The 17,300-nt window shown below is 71.1% G+C and carries 15 protein-coding genes; 10 read left to right on the forward strand and 5 right to left on the reverse strand.

From position 1 onward, the window contains the following. Positions 1 to 83: 83 nt before the first annotated feature. Together SRB17_RS21250 and SRB17_RS21255 are read left to right on the forward strand one after the other, a co-directional pair. A complete protein-coding gene (locus SRB17_RS21250; protein ID WP_153540908.1) occupies positions 84 to 632 on the forward strand; it encodes a DinB family protein in 549 nt (182 codons plus the stop codon). Positions 633 to 671: 39 nt separating this feature from the next. Further along, positions 672 to 1,304 (forward strand): PadR family transcriptional regulator, encoded by a 633-nt coding sequence (locus SRB17_RS21255; RefSeq protein ID WP_153540910.1) that lies wholly within the window; start codon positions 672 to 674, stop codon positions 1,302 to 1,304. A gap of 434 nt (positions 1,305 to 1,738) precedes the next feature. Here the strand turns inward: SRB17_RS21255 and SRB17_RS21260 are convergent, their stop codons facing one another. Together SRB17_RS21260 and SRB17_RS21265 are read right to left on the reverse strand one after the other, a co-directional pair. Further along, on the reverse strand, positions 1,739 to 3,145 hold the full coding sequence (locus SRB17_RS21260; protein WP_153540912.1) for a glutamate decarboxylase: 1,407 nt from the start codon (positions 3,143 to 3,145) through the stop codon (positions 1,739 to 1,741). 32 nt (positions 3,146 to 3,177) lie between these two features. Next, positions 3,178 to 4,467, reverse strand: coding sequence for an ion channel protein (locus SRB17_RS21265; RefSeq protein ID WP_323376015.1), 1,290 nt, complete (start codon positions 4,465 to 4,467; stop codon positions 3,178 to 3,180). Positions 4,468 to 4,590: 123 nt separating this feature from the next. On the opposite strand from SRB17_RS21265, the gene SRB17_RS21270 reads away from it, so the two are divergent. Then, a complete protein-coding gene (locus tag SRB17_RS21270; protein WP_323376016.1) occupies positions 4,591 to 5,352 on the forward strand; it encodes a MerR family transcriptional regulator in 762 nt (253 codons plus the stop codon). A gap of 28 nt (positions 5,353 to 5,380) precedes the next feature. Here the strand turns inward: SRB17_RS21270 and SRB17_RS21275 are convergent, their stop codons facing one another. Beyond that, positions 5,381 to 5,746 (reverse strand): YbjQ family protein, encoded by a 366-nt coding sequence (locus SRB17_RS21275; protein ID WP_153540915.1) that lies wholly within the window; start codon positions 5,744 to 5,746, stop codon positions 5,381 to 5,383. 152 nt (positions 5,747 to 5,898) lie between these two features. Between SRB17_RS21275 and SRB17_RS21280 the strand changes: the two genes are divergently transcribed. Beyond that, the gene (locus SRB17_RS21280) at positions 5,899 to 6,837 is read left to right on the forward strand and encodes a VTT domain-containing protein (RefSeq protein ID WP_153541314.1); all 939 of its coding nucleotides are present in this window, start codon (positions 5,899 to 5,901) and stop codon (positions 6,835 to 6,837) included. Positions 6,838 to 6,856: 19 nt separating this feature from the next. Here the strand turns inward: SRB17_RS21280 and SRB17_RS21285 are convergent, their stop codons facing one another. Together SRB17_RS21285 and SRB17_RS21290 are read right to left on the reverse strand one after the other, a co-directional pair. Further along, complete coding sequence (locus SRB17_RS21285) at positions 6,857 to 8,512, reverse strand: threonine/serine ThrE exporter family protein (protein ID WP_323376049.1); 1,656 nt, start codon at positions 8,510 to 8,512, stop codon at positions 6,857 to 6,859. A gap of 133 nt (positions 8,513 to 8,645) precedes the next feature. Then, complete coding sequence (locus SRB17_RS21290; protein ID WP_031115900.1) at positions 8,646 to 9,137, reverse strand: inorganic diphosphatase; 492 nt, start codon at positions 9,135 to 9,137, stop codon at positions 8,646 to 8,648. Positions 9,138 to 9,216: 79 nt separating this feature from the next. Here SRB17_RS21290 and dacB point away from each other — a divergent pair, with 79 nt between their 5' ends. The 6 genes from dacB to folE all read left to right on the forward strand — a co-directional run bounded on the left by dacB (position 9,217) and on the right by folE (position 17,293). After that, positions 9,217 to 10,818, forward strand: coding sequence for a D-alanyl-D-alanine carboxypeptidase/D-alanyl-D-alanine-endopeptidase (gene dacB / locus SRB17_RS21295; RefSeq protein ID WP_416237071.1), 1,602 nt, complete (start codon positions 9,217 to 9,219; stop codon positions 10,816 to 10,818). A gap of 364 nt (positions 10,819 to 11,182) precedes the next feature. Continuing rightward, positions 11,183 to 12,319 carry a zinc-dependent metalloprotease gene (locus SRB17_RS21300; protein WP_153540920.1) on the forward strand — a complete coding sequence of 379 codons (1,137 nt, stop codon included), beginning with the start codon at positions 11,183 to 11,185 and terminating at the stop codon, positions 12,317 to 12,319. A 191-nt stretch (positions 12,320 to 12,510) separates the two neighbouring features. After that, positions 12,511 to 13,647: a tRNA lysidine(34) synthetase TilS gene (gene tilS, locus SRB17_RS21305; RefSeq protein ID WP_153540931.1), complete on the forward strand. Its 1,137-nt coding sequence runs from the start codon at positions 12,511 to 12,513 to the stop codon at positions 13,645 to 13,647. 90 nt (positions 13,648 to 13,737) lie between these two features. After that, the gene (gene hpt / locus SRB17_RS21310; protein WP_031165039.1) at positions 13,738 to 14,298 is read left to right on the forward strand and encodes a hypoxanthine phosphoribosyltransferase; all 561 of its coding nucleotides are present in this window, start codon (positions 13,738 to 13,740) and stop codon (positions 14,296 to 14,298) included. 216 nt (positions 14,299 to 14,514) lie between these two features. Continuing rightward, entirely contained in the window at positions 14,515 to 16,554 is a 2,040-nt protein-coding gene (gene ftsH / locus SRB17_RS21315) for an ATP-dependent zinc metalloprotease FtsH (protein WP_194294079.1), read from the forward strand. Positions 16,555 to 16,687: 133 nt separating this feature from the next. Beyond that, positions 16,688 to 17,293, forward strand: coding sequence for a GTP cyclohydrolase I FolE (folE, locus tag SRB17_RS21320; protein WP_153540932.1), 606 nt, complete (start codon positions 16,688 to 16,690; stop codon positions 17,291 to 17,293). Positions 17,294 to 17,300: the final 7 nt, after the last annotated feature.

Genomic DNA, 17,300 nt, shown 5'->3' on the forward strand with positions numbered 1-17,300 from the left:
CAGCACCTGACCTCAATGGCCCGTAGCGTCGTCGGTGTCAGGGGGCGGACGGCCCCGGCGACGGTGACGAAAGGCGGCCGACCATGGTCAGGCACGTACCGGCGGAGGCGCAGGGCGACGAGCGCGGGGCGCTGCTCGCCTTCATCGAGGAGCAGCGCGGCGGGATCCGCCGGGCCCTGCTCGGAGTGACGGAGGAGCAGGCGCGCTCCCGCCCCAGCGCCAGCGAGCTGTCGCTCGGCGGCTTGCTCAAGCATGTCGCCGAGGTCGAGCAGAGCTGGATCGCACGAGCCAGGCAGGAACCCCCGGCCGTCAAGCGCGACGAGTCGAACTGGCACGAGAGCTTCCAGCTGGTCGGCGAGGAGACGGTCGCCTCGCAGCTGGCGTACTGGGAGCAGGTCGCCGCCGAGACGGAGAAGTTCATCCGTTCCGTGCCGAGCCTGGACGACACCTTCCCGCTGCCGCCGGACCCCTGGTTCCCGCCGGAGGGCCGGGTCAGCCTGCGCTGGCTGTGTCTGCACCTGATCCGCGAAACGGCCCGGCACGCCGGCCACGCCGACATCATCCGCGAGTCCCTGGACGGCCGGACGGCCTTCGAGCTGGTGGCCCAGGAGCAGGGCGGCTCCTGGGGGTGACCGCGGGGCGGGCGGCATCGCGGCAATAACCTGGACCGCATGTCAGCGATCCGTCTCCTCGTGCTGGGCGCGGTCCGCCAGCACGGGCGGGCCCATGGCTACCAGGTGCGGGGCGACCTGGAGTACTGGGGCGCGCACGAGTGGTCCAACGCCAAGCCGGGCTCGATCTACCACGCCCTGAAGCAGATGGCCAAGCAGGGGCTGCTGCACGCGCACGAGATCGCGCCGTCCACGGCCGGCGGCCCGCCGCGCACCGAGTACGAGCTGACCGAGAAGGGCACCGAGGAGTACTTCGCCCTGCTGCGCGCCGCGCTGGTCACCTACGACCAGCGCGGCGACGTGAAGACGGCGGCGGTCGGCTTCATGGTCGACCTGCCGCGGTCCGAGGCGGTGGCGCTGCTGAAGGAGCGCATGCGCCGCATCGCGGCGTGGCGCTCCTCGGTCACCGAGCACTATGTGCCCGAGGAGGGGCCCGGGCAGCTCGGTCACATCGGTGAGATCATGAACATGTGGCTCCATACGGCCGACTCCGAGGCCGAGTGGACCCAGGGCCTCGTCGAACGCCTGGAGACCGGCGCCTACACGTTCGCCGGCGAGGGCGATCCGTTCGTCGGCGTGCTCGCCGACGCGGAGAACCCGTACGCGACGGGGGAGGGGCATCCCGGGGGCTGACGCCGGCAAGAGCAGGGGCGCGGGGAACCGCGCGAAGTGCCGCCACGCACCCGCACCCGCCTGCGGCGGGAATGCCCCGAGCCGTAGGCGCCTCGAAAGCGCCGAGCACCCTTCACAGCCCGCTGCCGGCCGGCGAAGCCACCTTGTACGCGCCGTCCGCCGTCGCATCGGCCTGCCGGGCCCGTACGCGGCCCCTGGGCGAGCAACTGGACGGCCGGCAGGCCCTGGTGACGTCCGCCCGGCCGCCGACATGCTCCAGCCGGCGACCGCCCGGCACTGACGGCCGACGTGGCGTACGCGCTCGGCCGGTGGGCGCACGGCGGCTCCGGGGAGCTCCCGGCCGCCGCCCGTCCTGAGACGGGCGACGGGCGGCCGGGCCGAGCCGGTGCGGCAGGGAGTCGCGGGCGGCGATGGCGTCGGAGAATCCCGGTGCCTCAGTGATGAAACCCGGTCGCCGCCCCCTTGTCCCGCGTCAGTGGGTGCGGCTGCCGGCGCAGTTCCGGCAGGAGGCGGGTCAGGTCGGCCAGGAACAGGTCGGCCAGGTCGTGGGAGAAGCCGTTGCGGCACACGACCCGCAGCACGGACAGGTCCTCCCGGTTCGCCGGGAAGGTGTACGCGGGCACCAGCCAGCCGCTCTCGCGCAGCCGCCGGGAGACGTCGAAGACGTCGTACGACGTCACCTCCGGGGCGGTGGTGAGGGCGAAGACCGGCAGCTGGTCGCCCCGGGTCAGCAGCCGGAAGTCGTCCAGCGCCGCGATCCGTTCGGCGAGCGAGGTCGCCACGTCCCGCGTCGACTGCTGCACCGCGCGGTACCCCTCACGGCCGAGCCGCAGGAAGCTGTAGTACTGCGCGACCACCTGGGCGCCGGGCCGGGAGAAGTTGAGCGCGAAGGTCGGCATGTCGCCGCCCAGGTAGTTGACCCGGAAGACCAGCTCCTCGGGCAGCGCCTCCTTGTCCCGCCACAGCGCCCAGCCGACGCCCGGATACACCAGCCCGTACTTGTGCCCCGAGGTGTTGATCGAGGCCACGCGCGGCAGCCGGAAGTCCCACACCAGGTCCGGGTCCAGGAAGGGCGCCACCATGCCGCCGGACGCGCCGTCCACGTGGACCGGGATGTCCAGCCCGGCGCGCTCCTGGAGGGCGTCCAGGGCGGCGCACAGCTCCGCGACCGGCTCGTAGGAGCCGTCGAAGGTCGAGCCGAGGATGCCGACGACCCCGATGGTGTTCTCGTCGCACAGCTCGGCCGCCGCCTGCGGATCCAGGTGGAACCGGTCGCCCTCCATGGGCACGAGCCGGGCCTCCACCTCCCAGAAGTTGCAGAACTTCTCCCAGCAGACCTGGACGTTGATGCCCATGACCAGGTTGGGGCGGGCGCCGGGGTAACGGCCGGCGTTGCGTGCGGCCCACCGTCGTTTGAGCGCCATCCCGGCGAGCATGCAGGCCTCGCTCGAGCCGGTCGTGGAACAGCCCACCGCCGTCGCCGGGTCCGGCGCGTTCCACAGGTCGGCGAGCATCGCCACACAGCGCCGCTCCAGTTCGGCCGTGCGCGGGTACTCGTCCTTGTCGATCATGTTCTTGTCCCGGCACTCCGCCATCAGCACCCCGGCCTGCGGCTCCATCCAGGTGGTGACGAACGTGGCCAGATTCAGCCGGGAGTTGCCGTCCAGCATCAGCTCGTCGTGCACGAGTTGGTACGCCGTGGCCGGGGCCAGCGGCGCGTCCGGGAGCCGGTGCGTGGGCGGGGCCTCGGTCATGCCGCCGACCGGGTTGGCCTCCCCGTAGAACGGGTTGACGGACATCGTCCGCTGTTCGTGTTTCTCGGGACCTTTGTGCAGGGCCATGAACGTGCCTCCAGGGATTCCGGGGAAGGTTTTCAGCGGATCGGGGTGCCGTCCTCGCCCAACTGCATCTGCGGGCGCCCCGTCACCAGGAGCCAGGCCGGCAGCGACGCGATGCACAGCACGGCGATGACGGCGGGCGAGGCGACCAGCACCGCGGCGGTGAACAGGCTCACCCAGCCCTGCCGGGTGATCGCGAGGAGCATGCCCAGGACGCCTGTCGCCACGCCCAGTGCCGGATGTACGGCCGGAACGAGTGCGTGGGCGCACAGGCCGAGGGCGCTGCCGACGAAGACGGCCGGGAAGATACGGCCGCCACGGAAACCGCAGGACGCGGCGACGAGCAGCGCGGCCAGCTTCACCACCGCCATCCCGGCGAACTGCCCCGCCGACCAGCCGTCCGGGTGCCGGGCCAGCTCTGCGACCTCCGACAGCCCCTTGAAGAGCGTCAGATGGCCGCCCAGGGTCCCCAGAGCGGCCAGCACGATCCCGCCGGCCGGAAGCATCAGCATGGGGTGCCGCAGCCGCCGGAAGGCCGCGTGGACGAGCGGGAAGGCGTACACGGCGCCCATGCCGAGCAGCGCGGCCGCCGGGGCGATCACGAGCGCCGCCAGGACGTCCTTCGCGTCCGGGTGGCCCAGGGGCGGCAGGCCCAGGTCGAAAGTCGGACGGAACACCAGGGTGGTCGTGATGGCCCCGCACGCGCCGGCGGTCAGCGGTGCGAACAGGTTGTCCCACAGCCGGCCCTGCATCGGGCGTCCGGCCAGCGCCTCGGAGATGACCAGCGCCGCCGCCACCGGCGTGCCGAACAGCGCGCCGATCGTCGCCGACTCCGCCAGCACCGGCCACAGCGTGCCCGGCATCCGGGGCACCAGGCGCGTACCGAGCCAGACCGCGAGGCCCACGTTCGCGGCGATGATCGGGTTCTCCGGGCCGAGGCTCGGGCCGCCGGCCAGCATCAGCCCGGTCGCCAGCACCAGGCCCGGCAGCACGACCGGCGGCAGCGCAGGGGCGTTCAGGCCGAGGGTGGCCGGGTCGGGCCCGGCGTGCCCGGGCACCTTCCACACCACGAGGCCGACCGCGAGGCCCGTGGCGGTCAGCACCGCGAACATCCACGGCACCGAGTAGCGGCCCACCCCGAGCGCGTCCGGGAGCGGCCCCCACAGCACGTGCTGGAGCTGCTCCGCCGCCGCGCTCACCCCGATGTAGAGCAGGCTCGCGACCACGCCGACGGCCACGGCGGGCAGGATGTACGGAAGCAGGGCCCGCGCGGGTGCCGAAGGAGCGGTCGGGGGCGCCTGCGCCGCGTCGGTTTCCTGGGCCACGGGCTCACCATAAGCGGACAAAATCCGCAGAACACCCTGAAATGGTGCGAACGGAAACCGGCTTGCACCTCACGTGACGTGAGGCCTCAGCGTGGAGGGCGTACCGACCGAAGGAGCGGAAAAGTGAGCTACTCCGTGGGACAGGTCGCGGGGTTCGCCGGGGTCACGGTGCGCACCCTGCACCACTACGACGAGATCGGCCTGCTCGTGCCCGGCGGGCGCACCCACGCCGGCCACCGGCGCTACACCGACGCCGACCTCGACCGGCTCCAGCAGATCCTGTTCTACCGGGAGCTCGGCTTCCCGCTCGAGGAGGTCGCGGCCCTGCTCGACGACCCGGACGCGGACCCGCGCGCACACCTGCGCCGCCAGCACGAACTGCTGACCGCCCGGATCGAGAGGCTCCAGAAGATGGCCGCGGCCGTGGAGCACGCCATGGAGGCACGCAAGATGGGCATCAACCTGACGCCGGAGGAGCGGTTCGAGGTGTTCGGGGACAAGGACCCCGAGCAGTACCGCGAGGAGGCGGAGGCGCGCTGGGGCGACACGGAGGTGTACGCCGAGTCGCAGCGCCGCGCCGCCACCTACACCAAGGAGGACTGGAAGCGCATCCGGGCCGAGGTCGACGACTGGGGCCGGCGGTACGCCGACCTGGTGGCCGCCGGCGAGCGGCCCACCGGCGAGGCGGCCATGGACCTGGCCGAGGAACACCGGCAGCACATCAGCAGGTACTACTTCGAGGTGCCCTACGACATGCACCGGTGCTTCGGGGAGATGTACGTCTCCGACGAGCGCTTCAAGGCGTTCTACGACTCCATGCGCCCCGGTGTCGCCGAGCACCTGCGCGCGGCGATCCTCGCCAACGCCGACCGCCACACCTGCTGACCGGTCCCGGCCCGGGTGCGTACGGGGCTCACTCCCGGGCCAGGACCACCGCCGTGCCGTAGGCGCACACCTCGGTTCCCACGTCGGCGGCCTCCGTCACATCGAACCGGAACGCCAGCACCCCGTTCGCCCCACGCGCGCGTGCCTGCTCCACCAGGCGGTCCATGGCCTGGTTGCGGGTCTGCACGAGCGTCTTCGTCAGCCCCTTCAGCTCGCCGCCGATCATCGACTTCAGCCCGGCGCCGATCTGGCTGCCGAGGTGCCGCGAGCGCACGGTGAGTCCGAAGACCTCGCCGATCACCTGCTGCACCCGGTACCCGGGCACGTCGTTCGTGGTCACGACCAGCACGTCCGGCTGGGGCCCCTGGCCGCCGCCGTAGTCATCGAGTCCCATGAGTCACAGCCTTCTCCCAGCCATCCCACAGTGCATCCTGGAGACACCGGTGGAACCTGGGGCGGTCACATCACGTTGATAGCTTTGTGCGGCCCTTCATGGAAGACCAGTCGCCGTAGCCGCCTTCACCCCTTCAGGAGCCCGGACCCGTGATGACACTCGCCCTCGGCCCGAGCTGGCTCGATCCCAGCCATCTGCTCGACACCTACGGCATCTGGGGTCTGCTGCTCGTCGTCTTCGCCGAGTCCGGCCTGCTCATCGGCTTCTTCCTGCCGGGTGACTCGCTGCTGTTCACCTGCGGCCTGCTGATCACCTCGCATCAGATGCACGTCCCGCTGTGGGGCGCGATCGGCCTGATCTGCCTCGCCGCGATCCTCGGCGACCAGGCGGGCTACATGTTCGGCAAGAAGGTCGGCCCGTCCCTGTTCAACCGCCCGGACTCCCGCCTGTTCAAGCAGGAGAACGTCACCAAGGCGCACGAGTTCTTCGAGAAGTACGGCCCGAAGTCCCTGGTCCTGGCCCGTTTCGTGCCGATCGTGCGCACGTTCACGCCGATCATCGCCGGCGTCAGCGGCATGAAGTACCGCTCGTTCCTGATCTTCAACGTCATCGGCGGCACCCTGTGGGGCGCGGGCGTCACCCTGCTCGGTTCCTGGCTCGGCAACATCGACTTCGTCAAGAACAACATCGAGGCGATCCTCATCCTGATCGTCCTCGTCTCCGTGGTCCCGATCGCGATCGAGTTCCTGCGGGCGCGGAGCAAGGAGAAGAAGGGCAAGGAGAAGCAGGCAGCGCAGTCCGCCCCGGCACCCCGGCCGCAGTACCAGCAGCCCCCGGGCATGGACACCGCCACCACCCAGCTGCGCCGCATCGAGCCGGACCAGCCGTACGAGCCGCAGGAGCAGCAGTACTGGAACCAGGGCTACGACCAGCAGCAGTACTACGACCACCAGCAGTACCCGCAGCAGCCGTACCACCAGCAGCAGTACGACCAGCAGCAGTACGACCAGCCCCAGCAGCAGTACGACCAGGCGCAGCAGCAGTACGACCAGGCACAGCACCAGTACCCCTACGACTACCGCCAGCAGTAGCCGACCGGGGCGCGGGCCCTCAGAACCCCCTGGTCCGCTTGGCGGACTTCCGCTTGCCGGGGGATCCCACCCTCAGGAACAACCGGAAGACCTCCGACCCCAGATTGACGCCGATGGCGATGGCCATCGCCAGCGACGCCGCGTTGGCCAGCGACACCAGCCCCTTGTTCACCTCGTTCTGGGCCATGTTCAGCAGCCCGAAATACGTGGCGGAACCCGGCAGCAGCGGCCCGATCGCCGCCGTCGTATAGGGCAGCGCCGACGCGAACCGGTACCGCGACAGCAGCTGTCCGAACAGGCCGACCAGCCCGGCGGCCACAGCGGTGGACGCCACCGGCGAGATGTCGGCGACGTAGTGCATCGCGCCGTACACCGTCCAGGCGACGCCGCCGTTGAGGGTCACCCACAGCACGGTCGACCGCTCCTGCTGGAGCAGCACAGCGAACGTCAGCGACAGCAGCATGGAGGCCGCGATCTGGATCAGCGGCCGTTCGTTGATGACGAGCGCCGCGTCCGGGTTGAGCTTGCCGCCGACCTTCACCCCGAAGTACAGGACGACCAGCACGCCGGCGACGATGCCGACGAAGAAGTACAGGACCTCCAGCAGACGGGCCGACGCGGTGATGTAGAAGCCGGTCAGACCGTCCTGGACGCCCGCCACCAGCGCCCGCCCGGGCAGCAGCGCGAACAGTCCACCGGTGACGACGGCGGACGCCTTCACGTCCACGTGCGCCAGCGCGAACGCCACCCCGACCGCCGCGGGCGGCATCGCGGCGACCGTGAACTGGTAGAACTCCGGCAGCCCGCGCCCCGCGCACAGCCAGGCCAGCCGGTCGCCGAGCATCGCGCCCATCGCGGCGGCGACGAACACGATCAGGTCGCCGCCGACCAGCACCGACGCCGCACCGGCCAGCAGCCCACTGGCCAGGGTCAGTGCCCAGCCGGGGTAGGGGTGCCGGTTGCGGCGGATCTCCGCCAGCCGCCGGTAGGCCTCCTCCAGGGAGACATGGGTCTCCGGGTCGGTCAGATCGTCCACCAGCCGGAACACGGCCGCGAGCCGGGTGTAGTCGGTGCCCCGCCGCCGTACCGTCCGCGAGGCGGTCACCGGGTCCTCCACCAGCGACGGCTGGTGCGAGATCGACAGCAGCGTGAAGGTGACGTTCGGCTCGCAGCGGTCCAGGCCGTAGGAGCGGCACACCGCGAACATCGCGGTCTCCACGTCCTCCGCGCCCTCACCGCCGGCCAGCAGCAGCTCGCCGATACGCAAGGTCAGGTCGAGCACGCGCGGGACCGCCGGGCCCTCCTCCTCGGTGCGCTGCACCAGCTCCGGCGCGGGGCGCTCGGCCACCGGCATGCGCAGCATCGTGCGCATCCGGTCCTGCCAGGGCGCGTCCTTGACCAGGCTGACCAGCGGCACTCCGGTGGCCGGGGTGAACGCCGTCAGCGAGTCCTTGGCGCCGTAGGTGCTCGGTGGGCTGAACGCCGACCCCTCCGGCTCGGCACCCGGCGTGTGCGGCGTCTCCAGGCCCTCCGGCAAGGCGAACTCGGAGGTGGTCTCCGGCTCACCGGCCGTCTTCGGCACGTCGAGACCCGCGGGAATGGCGAACTCGGACGTGATCTCCGGGTCGTACCGCGCCTCGTCGGACCGGGGCTTGCGGTCCTCCGCCTCCGTCACCTCGTACTGCTCCCTGAACGACACCTTCCGTACGGCTCAGTATGCGCACACGTACCCGGACGGGCCGTACACGCGCGTGGATGCGGACGGGCCGCACGCGTGCGCGTACGGCCCGTCCGCAGGAACAGCGGGCTCAGTGACCGCCCTGCTCCTTGAAGCGCTTGTAGGAACGCTCGATCTCCGCCTCGGCGTCCGTGCGGCCCACCCAGTTGGCGCCCTCGACCGACTTGCCGGGCTCCAGGTCCTTGTACACCTCGAAGAAGTGCTGGATCTCCAGGCGGTCGAACTCCGACACGTGGTGGATGTCGCGCAGGTGCTCCACACGCGGGTCGGTGGCCGGAACGCACAGCAGCTTGTCGTCGCCGCCCGCCTCGTCCGTCATGCGGAACATGCCGATCGCGCGGCACTTGATCAGGCAGCCCGGGAAGGTCGGCTCGTCCAGGATGACCAGCGCGTCCAGCGGGTCGCCGTCCTCGCCGAGGGTGTTCTCGACGAAGCCGTAGTCGGTCGGGTAGGCGGTCGAGGTGAAGAGGCGACGGTCCAGGCGGATCCGACCGGTCTCGTGGTCCACCTCGTACTTGTTGCGCGAACCCTTCGGGATCTCGATCGTGACGTCGAACTCCACCGGTGGCTCCTCCATGATCAGCACATAGTTCTGGTGGTTAAGTGTCCCTCACGCAGGTGTGTGATCGCGAAAGGGGCTGGTGGTCGTGCCAGAGCTGAGGCCTTGGCGGGCCGCGAGGCCACAGGTGGTGCGGATCGCGAACGCCGTACGACCGCGTCTGGCGCGAGCCGGGGCGGCCGCGAAGCCGCGGATCGCACGGTTGACGCGAGCCCTGCGGTCCCGGACCCCGGCTCTGCCGCGGCCGCAGGCCGTGAAGACTTGGCAGTACACCGCGGCTGCCACCACCGCCGGCCTGGCGCTGGCCGCCGGTGTGGTGACCACGGCCGGCCCCTGGGACGCCAACGGCCAGCGTACGGCCGAGAGGGAGCGGGCCGCCGCCCTGGAGCGGACAGGTGGCGCAGATCACGGCCGGTCCGGCACGTCGGTGGATGCGCCCCGGCCCGCCCCGAGCGCCGGACCCGTCCTGGTGGGCCTGGACGGCTCGACGAGCGCCGTCGGCACCAAGAAGGCCGCGCCGGGCGGAAAGCCCCTCCCCGACGTCCTGGGGCCCCTCCTGGACGCCGCCGCGCTGGGCGGCACCCACGCGGCCGCCGTCGTCGACGTCGCCACCGGCAGGCGCCTGTACGGTGCCGACGCCGGCGAGGCCCTCACCCCCGCCTCCACCACCAAGATCGCCACCGCCGTCGCCGCCCTGTCCGCCCTGGGCCCCGACCACCGTTTCACCACCCGCGCCGCCCTTGAACCCGACACCGGCGAGCTCGTCCTGGTCGGCGGCGGCGACCCCACGCTGACGGCGCGCAAGAACGCCGACGGCTGGGCCGGCCTGCGCGACCTCGCGGCGAACACCGCGAAGGCCCTGCAGAAGCGCGGCATCCACGAGGTCACGCTCTCCTACGACACCACCCTGTACTCCGGTCCCTCCGTGCACCCCATCGGCGTCAACGACAACCTCGCGCCGGTCAGCGCCCTGATCGCCGACGAGGGCCGCACCGACGACTCCAGCAGCGGCCCGGCGCCCCGCGTGAGCGACCCGGCGAAGGACGCGGCGAGCAGGTTCGCGACCTTCCTGAAGGCCGCGGGCATCACCACCACACCCCCCGGCCCCTCCAAGGCCAGCACGCGCGCGCAGACCCTCGCCACGGTCTCCTCGCCCCCGCTGTCCGAGGTGGTCGAGCGCATGCTGACCAACAGCGACAACGACATCGCCGAGGCCCTCGCCCGCCAGACCGCCCTCACCAGCGGCCTGCCCGGCAGCTTCGACGGCGGCGCCAAGGCGATCTCCGCCCGGCTGACCAAGCTGGGCCTGCCGATGTCCGGCGCCTCCTTCCACGACGGCAGCGGCCTCGACCGCGACGACCGGCTCACCCCCGACCTGCTCACCGCCCTCCTCGTCACCGCCGGCGACCCCGACCGCCCCGGCCTGCGCCCCGTCCTCACCGGCCTGCCCGTGGCCGGCTTCACCGGCACCCTGGCCGACCGCTTCACCGACAGCGCGGCAGGCGCCGTACGCGCCAAGACCGGCACCCTGACCGGCGTGAACACCCTCGCCGGCACGGTCGTCGACGCCGACGGCCGCCTCCTGGCCTTCGCCTTCATGGCCTCCGGCACGACGAACCCCGGGGAGGCCGAGTCGGCCCTGGACAAGACGGCCACAGCCCTGGCGGCCTGCGGCTGCGGGTGACCCCTGCGAGCTGTGGGCGCCCTGCCGACTGCTGGCCCCCTGCCCGCTGTGGGCCCCTGCCGACCGTCGGCGACGCCTGCCGAGCGCAGTGGACCCCTCACCCCGCCGGGCCCATCCACCCGGCCGCAACCGCCCGCCCGGCCGCCCGGGTGTGCCCGCCCACCCATCCGCGCGGCCGACCGCCGGCGGCGGCGGACCTCCGCCACCGGCATGGGCAGTCGTTCCGCAGGGCGATGGGGGTGCCCCCGCGTGAGCGAAGGCGAGCGTGGGGAGCGGTCAGCGCCGGGGGCCGGCCCAACGCCCCGCCCCTCGCCATCCCTTCACGGCCTGCCCCCAGCGGGAGCGTTCCCGTACGGTTGACGACATGACTGGCTTCGGTGGCACCACATCTCCCGGGATGGTCGACTGGAACCTCGCGGTGGCAACCGCGACACGGCTCGTACGACCGGGCCCCGACGTCAGCCGCGACGAGGCCCGCGCCGTCGTCGCGGAACTGCGCCGGCACGCCAAGGCCTCGGAGGAACACGTCCGGGGCTTCACTCGTATGGGCACCGACGAGATCCACGACACCCCCGTCCTGGTCGTCGACCGGCCCGGCTGGGTCCGCGCCAACGTCGCCGGTTTCCGCGAGATCCTCCGGCCGCTCCTGGAGAAGATGCAGGAACGGCGCGCCGGCAGCCCCGGCAACGCCGTCCTCGGCACCGTCGGCGGCAAGGTCACCGGCGTGGAACTCGGCATGCTGCTGTCGTTCCTGTCCTCCCGCGTCCTCGGCCAGTACGAGACCTTCGCCCCCGCCACCCGCGACCTCCCGGCCGGCGAGAACGGCGGCGGCCGCCTCCTGCTCGTCGCACCCAACATCGTCCACGTCGAGCGCGAACTCGACGTGGAACCCCACGACTTCCGGCTGTGGGTGTGCCTGCACGAGGAGACCCACCGCACCCAGTTCACGGCCGTGCCCTGGCTGCGCGACCACCTCGAGGGCGAAATCCAGTCGTTCTTGGCGGAGACCGACGTCGACCCGATGACCTTCCTGGAGCGCATCAGGGAAGCCGCCCAGTCCCTCGCCGGAGGCCGTCCCGAGGGCGAGGCGGGGGAGGACGGCGGCCGCTCTTTCGTGGAGCTGGTGCAGACCCCCGCCCAGCGCGAGATCCTCGCCCGTCTCACCGCCGTCATGTCCCTGCTGGAGGGCCACGCCGACTACGTGATGGACGGCGTCGGCCCCAGCGTCGTACCGACCGTGGCGGAGATCCGCGAGAAGTTCCAGCAGCGACGCGCCAAGGGTGCCTCCCGCCTCGACCTCGCCCTGCGCAAGCTGCTCGGTCTGGACGCCAAACTCAGGCAGTACAGGGACGGCGAACGGTTCGTACGGGCCGTCGTCGAGCAGGTCGGCATCGACGGCTTCAACCGCGTGTGGACCTCGCCCAACACCCTGCCCACCAAGGCGGAGATCGCCAAACCGGCGGACTGGGTCGCGAGGGTGCACCGCAAGGCCGAGTCGTGAACGGCATGGACACGTCGTGAATCGAATCCGGCCGACGGCAGGCGAACGCCCCTCCAATCACCCGTCCGAGGGACCGTGAGCCATGCGTAGGCGTGCAATGCTCGGGGAACCGCCCGCTTCTGTCACCATCTACACACTCTGAGTGACCGACTCGGGCTCACCCCCCGAAAACTTCATGAAGGGAACCGGACATGGGTCCCCATCCTGCGGTCGCGGCGATACGCCTGGCGGTCCGCCGCGTCCTCCATGACATCCTCAACGACCACCAGACCTCCGGCAGCCCCGGCGTACGGACCTCCGTCGGCCCGGGCCGGCCGGCCCTGGGCGAGCCCGGTCGGCAGGCCCGGCAGGCCCTCGGCGGCCCCGGTCGGCAGGCCCTCGGCGAGCACCCGGACCGGACAGCCGAGCGGCTCCCCTCCCCGCTCGTGCTCGTCGCGTGCTCCGGCGGCGCCGACTCCATGGCCCTCGCCTCCGCCCTCGCCTTCGAAGCGCCCAAGCTCGGCATCCGCGCCGGGGGCGTCACCGTCGACCACAGCCTCCAGCCCGGCTCCGACCTCCGCGCCGACGAGGTCGTCCTGCGCCTGCGCGAACTCGGCCTCGACCCGGTCGAGTCCATCGCCGTCACCGTGGGCCGCGACGGCGGGCCCGAGGCCGCCGCCCGCGACGCCCGCTACGCCGCCCTCGACGCCGTCGCCGAACACCACGGCGCCACCGCCGTCCTGCTCGGCCACACCCGCGACGACCAGGCCGAAACCGTCCTGCTCGGCCTCGCCCGCGGCTCCGGCATCCGCTCCCTGTCCGGCATGGCCGCGGTCTCGGGGGCCGACGGCCGTTACCGGCGCCCCTTCCTGGCACTCGACCGGCAGACCGCCCGCAAGGCCTGCATGGTCCAGTCCCTCCCCGTCTGGGACGATCCTCACAACACCGACCCCGCCTACACCCGCTCCCGGCTGCGGCACGAAGGCCTGCCCGCCCTGGAGAAGGCCCTCGGCAAAGGGGTCGTGGAGGCGCTCGCCCGCACCGCCCAGCTCTCCCGCGACGACGCCGACGCCCTCGACGCCTGGGCCAGCCAGGCCGAGGCCTCCGTACGCGACGCGGCAGGCCTGCTGGAGTGCGCCAAGCTCTACGCCCTCCCGCCCGCCGTGCGCCGCCGCATCCTGCGCCGCGCCGCCATCGAGGCCGGCGCCCCGGCCGGTTCGCTGTTCGCCCGCCACATCGAGGAAGTCGACCGCCTGATCACCGGCTGGCGCGGCCAGGGAGCCATCAATCTCCCGGGCAAAGTCGTCGCACAGCGGCAGGGTGGCAGACTGGTGATTCGGCAAGGCTGAATCCCGGCCCCGCGGAGCGATCCTCCGGCGGCCGGTCCGGGCAGCCGGTGGCCGTGGACTGCGGCCGTAAGTGCGGGACGACCGAAAGTGATGCGGGTGGACGCGAAAGACATGGGTGCCGACCTCCAGCAGGTGCTCATCACCAAGGAAGAGATCGACGCGAAGCTGGCCGAGCTGGCCGCGAAGATCGACGCGGAGTACGCGGGCAAGGACCTGCTCATCGTCGGCGTCCTCAAGGGCGCCGTGATGGTCATGGCGGACCTCGCCCGGGCGCTGTCCACCCCCGTCACCATGGACTGGATGGCCGTGTCCTCCTACGGCGCGGGCACCCAGTCCTCCGGCGTCGTGCGGATCCTCAAGGATCTCGACACCGACATCAAGGGCAAGCACGTCCTGATCGTCGAGGACATCATCGACTCAGGCCTGACCCTGTCCTGGCTGATCAACAACCTCGGCTCCCGCGAGCCCGCCTCCCTGAAGGTGTGCACGCTGCTGCGCAAGCCGGACGCCGCCAAGGTCGCCATCGACGTCGAGTGGGTCGGCTTCGACATCCCCAACGAGTTCGTCGTCGGCTACGGCCTCGACTACGCCGAGAAGTACCGGAACCTGCCGTTCGTCGGTACGCTCGCGCCCCACGTCTACGGCGGCTGAGCCGCACCGGGTGGTGTGAGCCACTCGGCTCAAGCCTTGTAGGACGATCGGGAACCCCGGCGGGTTCCAGGCCGTTGAAGCATGCAGAGACGGGCTCCCCGGCCCCTCGAAGCGGACTTCGTGCGGCTTCGGACCACCACGCTGGGGTACCGTCAGAAGAACTGTCTTATCAAACTCACTATGGCAGGAGGGACGGGGCGGCACCGCTCCGTATGGATGGACGTGAAGCGATACTTCCGTGGGCCGGTCATGTGGATCGTGCTGGCCGTCCTTGCCGTGGTCGTGTTGATGCAGGTCGTCGGCTCGTCCGGCGGCTACAAGACGGTGGACACCGGCCAGGTCGTCGCAGCGATCACTGACAACAGGGTCCAGTCGGCCAAGCTCACCACCGGCGACGAGCAGACCATCAAGGTCACCCTCAAGGACGGCCAGAAGGTCGACGGCAGCTCCAAGATCCAGGCGAGCTACATCGGCGACCAGGGCGTGACCATCGCCGGCCAGCTGCAGACCAAGTACCAGGACAAGCAGATTCCGGACGGCTACACGGTCTCGCCGTCCAAGCAGAACCCGTTCGTCGGTGTCCTGCTCTCCCTGCTGCCCTTCGTCCTCATCGTGGTCGTCTTCCTGTTCCTGATGAACCAGATGCAGGGCGGCGGCTCCCGGGTCATGAACTTCGGCAAGTCCAAGGCCAAGCTCATCACCAAGGACACCCCGAAGACCACCTTCTCCGACGTCGCCGGCTGCGACGAGGCCGTCGAGGAACTCCACGAGATCAAGGAGTTCCTGCAGGAGCCGGCCAAGTTCCAGGCCGTCGGCGCCAAGATCCCCAAGGGTGTGCTGCTCTACGGCCGCCCCGGTACCGGTAAGACCCTCCTCGCCCGCGCCGTTGCCGGCGAGGCAGGTGTCCCCTTCTACTCGATCTCCGGCTCCGACTTCGTCGAGATGTTCGTCGGTGTCGGTGCCTCCCGGGTCCGTGACCTGTTCGAGCAGGCCAAGGCGAACGCCCCGGCGATCGTCTTCGTCGACGAGATCGACGCGGTCGGCCGCCATCGCGGCGCCGGCCTCGGCGGTGGTCACGACGAGCGCGAGCAGACCCTGAACCAACTGCTCGTCGAGATGGACGGCTTCGACGTCAAGGGCGGCGTGATCCTCATCGCCGCCACGAACCGCCCGGACATCCTCGACCCGGCACTGCTCCGCCCCGGCCGCTTCGACCGGCAGATCGCGGTCGACCCGCCGGACCTGCAGGGCCGCCTGGAGATCCTCAAGGTCCACCAGAAGGGCAAGCCGGTCGCGCCCGACGTCGACCTGTCCGCCGTCGCCCGCCGCACCCCCGGCATGACGGGCGCCGACCTCGCGAACGTGCTGAACGAGGCGGCCCTCCTGACGGCCCGCGGCGACCAGAAGCTGATCGACAACCGAGCGCTGGACGAGGCGATCGACCGTGTGGTCGCGGGCCCGCAGAAGCGGACCCGGATCATGTCGGACAAGGAGAAGAAGATCACCGCGTACCACGAGGGCGGTCACGCCCTGGTCGCGGCGGCCTCGCCGAACTCCGACCCGGTCCACAAGATCACGATCCTGTCCCGCGGCCGTGCCCTCGGCTACACGATGGTCCTGCCGGACGAGGACAAGTACTCGACCACGCGCAACGAGATGCTCGACCAGCTCGCCTACATGCTGGGCGGCCGCGCCGCCGAGGAACTGGTCTTCCACGACCCGACCACCGGCGCCGCGAACGACATCGAGAAGGCCACCAACCTGGCCCGCGCGATGGTCACCCAGTACGGCATGACCGAGCGGCTCGGCGCCATCAAGTTCGGTGGCGACAACAGCGAGCCCTTCCTCGGACGTGAGATGGCTCACCAGCGCGACTACTCGGAAGAGGTCGCCGCGCTGGTGGACGAAGAGGTCAAGAAGCTCATCGAGACCGCGCACAACGAGGCCTGGGAGATCCTGGTCGAGAACCGCGACGTGCTCGACCAGCTCGTCCTTCACCTGCTGGAGAAGGAGACCCTGGGCAAGGAGGAGATCGCCGAGGTCTTCGCCCCCATCGTCAAGCGCCCGCCGCGGCCCGCCTGGACCGGCTCCTCCCGCCGCACGCCGTCCACCCGCCCGCCGGTGCTCTCCCCGAAGGAGCTGGCACTGACGAACGGCGCGAACGGCGCGACGGCCGCGATCAGCACGGCCAAGTCCACGGCCGCGGAGTCCGCCCCGGTGACGGACCAGACTCCGGAGGACCGTCCGGAGAGCTGACCGCGTTTCGGCCAATCGGCCTGGAATGAACGCCGCGCCCACCAGGTTTTAGCCTGGGGGCGCGGCGTTCGTATGTCCGCATGCACGCGCGTGGCCGCCGCCACGCGACAGAGGTACAGGATCGAGGAAGCACATGACCGACCCGGTGACGCTGGACGGCGAAGCCCCCATCGGCGAATTCGACGAGAAGCGCGCCGAGAACGCCGTACGGGAACTGCTGATCGCGGTCGGCGAGGACCCGGACCGGGAGGGCCTCAGGGAGACACCGGCGCGCGTGGCGCGGGCCTACAGGGAGATCTTCGCGGGCCTGTGGCAGCGGCCCGAGGACGTGCTCACCACGACGTTCGACCTCGGCCACGACGAGATGGTGCTCGTGAAGGACATCGAGGTGTACTCCACTTGTGAGCATCATCTGGTGCCGTTCCGGGGCGTCGCCCACGTCGGCTACATCCCGTCCGTGACCGGAAAGATCACCGGTCTGTCCAAGCTGGCCCGCCTGGTGGACGTCTATGCCCGTCGGCCGCAGGTGCAGGAACGGCTCACCACGCAGATCGCGGACTCCCTGATGGAGATCCTGGAGCCGCGGGGCGTCATCGTGGTCGTCGAGTGCGAGCACATGTGCATGTCCATGCGCGGCATCCGCAAGCCGGGCGCGAAGACCATAACGTCCGCCGTGCGCGGTCAGCTGCGGGACGCGGCGACGCGGAACGAGGCCATGAGCCTGATCATGGCGCGCTGAACCGCTG

The organism is Streptomyces sp. RB17, assembly GCF_009604455.1.
Taxonomy (GTDB): Bacteria; Actinomycetota; Actinomycetes; order Streptomycetales; family Streptomycetaceae; genus Streptomyces.